General features: G+C 42.0%; 3 protein-coding genes. 2 read left to right on the top strand and 1 reads right to left on the bottom strand.

Features of this window, described 5'->3' with window-relative positions; all coding sequences use genetic code 11:
- A partial coding sequence (locus A3761_RS15920) for a DNA gyrase subunit B (RefSeq protein WP_068750487.1) occupies positions 1–2066 on the top strand: 2066 nt, incomplete at its 5' end.
- Complete coding sequence (locus A3761_RS15915) at positions 2059–2712, top strand: TetR/AcrR family transcriptional regulator (protein ID WP_068507328.1); 654 nt, start codon at positions 2059–2061, stop codon at positions 2710–2712. The genes A3761_RS15920 and A3761_RS15915, both read left to right, overlap by 8 nt.
- 107 nt (positions 2713–2819) lie before the next feature.
- Here A3761_RS15915 and A3761_RS15910 read toward each other — a convergent pair.
- Positions 2820–3052: 2Fe-2S iron-sulfur cluster binding domain-containing protein (locus A3761_RS15910; RefSeq protein WP_156491890.1), on the bottom strand; the 233-nt coding region annotated here is incomplete at its 5' end.

Below are 3052 nucleotides of genomic sequence, written 5' to 3'. Positions count from 1 at the left end.
GTGTTGGTGTATCGGTTGTAAATGCTTTATCCGAAAAGCTTAAGTTAACGATACGCAGAGAAGGCAAAATATACGAGCAAGAGTATACCCACGGTGTGCCTGATTACTCCCTTAAAGAGGTGGGTCATTCTGAGACGACGGGAACGATGGTGACCTTCAAACCAAGTTCAGAAACTTTCACTCAGACTGAGTATCACTATGATCAACTCGCAAAGCGCTTGAGAGAACTGTCATTTTTGAATTCCGGCGTACGGATTCATTTAAAAGACGAACGTAGTGATAAAGAAGACCTATTCGAATTTGAAGGTGGTTTATCGTCATTTGTTGAGTACTTGAATCATAACAAAACGACTGTAAACGACATGTTCCACTTTAATATTATGCATGAAGCAACAGGGGTTGGCGTAGAAGTCGCTATGCAGTGGAACGACACTTATCAGGAAAACATCTTCTGCTATACCAACAATATTCCACAGCGAGACGGTGGAACGCATATGGCGGGTTTCCGTGGTGCACTAACTCGTACATTGAATAACTATATCGAGAATGAAGGTCTAGGTAAGAAAGAAAAGGTTTCAACAACAGGGGACGATGCGCGAGAAGGCTTAACCGCAATTGTTTCGGTTAAAGTTCCCGATCCAAAGTTCAGCTCGCAAACTAAAGATAAGTTAGTATCGAGCGAAGTAAAGACAGCTGTTGAACAAGAAATGGCTGCTAAGTTTGCAGACTATTTGTTAGAGCAGCCACAACAAGCCAAGAACCTGGTTGGTAAGATGCTTGATGCGGCAAGAGCTAGAGAAGCAGCACGAAAAGCGAGAGAAATGACTCGACGTAAAGGTGCGCTAGATATTGCTGGTTTGCCTGGGAAATTGGCAGATTGTCAGGAGAAAGACCCAGCGCTTTCCGAACTATACATAGTGGAGGGTGACTCAGCGGGCGGATCAGCCAAACAGGGCCGGGACAGAAAAACACAGGCAATACTGCCACTGAAAGGTAAGATATTAAACGTTGAAAAAGCACGCTTTGATAAGATGCTATCTTCTGCAGAGGTTGGCACCTTAATTACAGCCTTAGGTTGTGGTATTGGGCGAGAAGAGTACAACATCGAGAAACTCCGTTATCACAGCATCATTATCATGACTGATGCGGATGTCGATGGTTCTCATATTAGAACCTTATTATTGACGTTCTTTTTCCGTCAGATGCGAGAGATTATAGAACGTGGTCATATTTTTATTGCTATGCCTCCTTTATATAAAGTTAAGAAGGGCAAGCAGGAGCAGTACCTGAAAGACGAAGCTGCCTTAGAACAATACCTGACCCAGTCAGCTTTAGATGATACTCATTTATATGTTGATGAGGGAACACCCTCAATCTCTGGCCAAGGTTTAGAAACCTTAGTTGGTCAATATCGTGAAGTAGAAACCATTATTTCTAAGCTTGCCCGTTCTTATCCGTTACTTGTACTGGAAACTTTGCTTAAAGTAAGCGCGCTGAATAAAGAAGATCTTAAAGAGAAAGCGAAAGTTTCGGCTTGGGTTGAAGAAATACAGCCTTTGCTTGGTATTGATACCAAGACAGGTATGAACTATGTATTTGGTATTTCTCACGACGAAGAAAAAGACCTGTACTTACCAAAAGTTGATGTATTTGTGCACGGTATATCAACTGAGTATATCTTCAGTGAAGAGTTCATTGAGTCAGCTGGTTATGAAAAAATTGTCACGATGGCGAAGTCTCTTGAAGGTATTTTCAGTGAGAATAGCTTTATTAAGCGTGGTGAAAAACAGTTTGCGATCACTGATTTTAAGCAAGGTTTAGAGGTTCTAATGAAGGAAGCTCAGCGTGGTCTTTATATTCAGCGATATAAAGGTCTAGGTGAGATGAACCCTGAGCAGCTCTGGGAAACAACGATGGACCCAGAAAGTCGCCGTATGATGAAAGTAAATATCGAAGATGCGGTTGCCGCTGATCAGATCTTTACGACCTTAATGGGTGATGAAGTTGAACCAAGACGAGACTTTATTCAGACAAATGCTTTGGAAGTAACAAACCTGGATGTCTAGTTCTAAGTCCCAAGGTGACGCCTCAATTAGTGCTGAAAGTAAGCCATATCACCATGGTGACTTGAAGACGGCATTAGTTGAGTCAGCTAAAGACATATTAAAAATTAAAGGCGTAGATGCTCTATCTTTAAGAGCCATTGCCGCAGAAGTAGGGGTGTCGCATATGGCACCTTATACTCACTTTAAGAACAAGAAAGAGCTCTTACAAGCTATCGCTGCATCAGGCTTCGATGACCTAACTAAACGCTTGATAGATATTAAGAAGAGCTATACTGATCCATGGGATTTGGTATTTAACTACGGCGTCGCCTACGTTCAGTTTGCCGTAGAAAACCCTGCAATTTATAGACTAATGCTGAGCCAGGCTGATACTGGTGGTCGTCGAAACAAGCTCGAAGCCTCAGCGAATCCAGAGATATCCCCTGTCCTCGAAATTAGTTCTCAAAAGCCTTTTAAAATACTTAGACAAGCATTTGAGCATGGCAATGTTGAGTCCAAGCATGTAACGGCTAGAGCCCTGAGTGCATGGTCGATGGTTCACGGCATGTCAGCTTTAATTATTGATGGCCATATTCGTATACCTGGGGATATGAGCATTAGTGAATTCTTTGCTCAGGCAGTTTCACCGAAAATGATGAAGTTATAATTAATTGATCTGATTCATTGATGGGGTAGGGAAGGACAAACTCTAGTTAAAATTAGGTACCAGTTTGAAGACCTTAACCGGTACCTAATTTGGCTTTTGGGTTTTCTTTATATAGAGATCTCTATATCGCTTGTTGGAAAAGCAACGCATGAATGAATCCAAGAAAATTTACGATCTGATTTACGTAGCTTGGATTCATGAGGGTTAAATACTTCTCCGCTTATTAGCTTAACGCGACATAAACTGCACTCACCAGAGCGGCAAGCATTCTCGGTGCTTAGGCCATAACGTTCGAGACTATTCAGCAGAGGTTCACCTGACTTTGCAACAATACTTCCTT

Source organism: Oleiphilus sp. HI0123 (assembly GCF_001635315.1).
Note: the sequence above shows the minus strand (reverse complement) of the source record. Positions and strands in the feature narration are given on the sequence as shown.

What these genes read in the sequence shown, in the direction of transcription:
- A3761_RS15915 (WP_068507328.1), top strand. Translation starts at nt 2,059, where the DNA reads ATGTCTAGTTCTAAGTCCCAAGGTGACGCCTCAATTAGTGCTGAAAGT.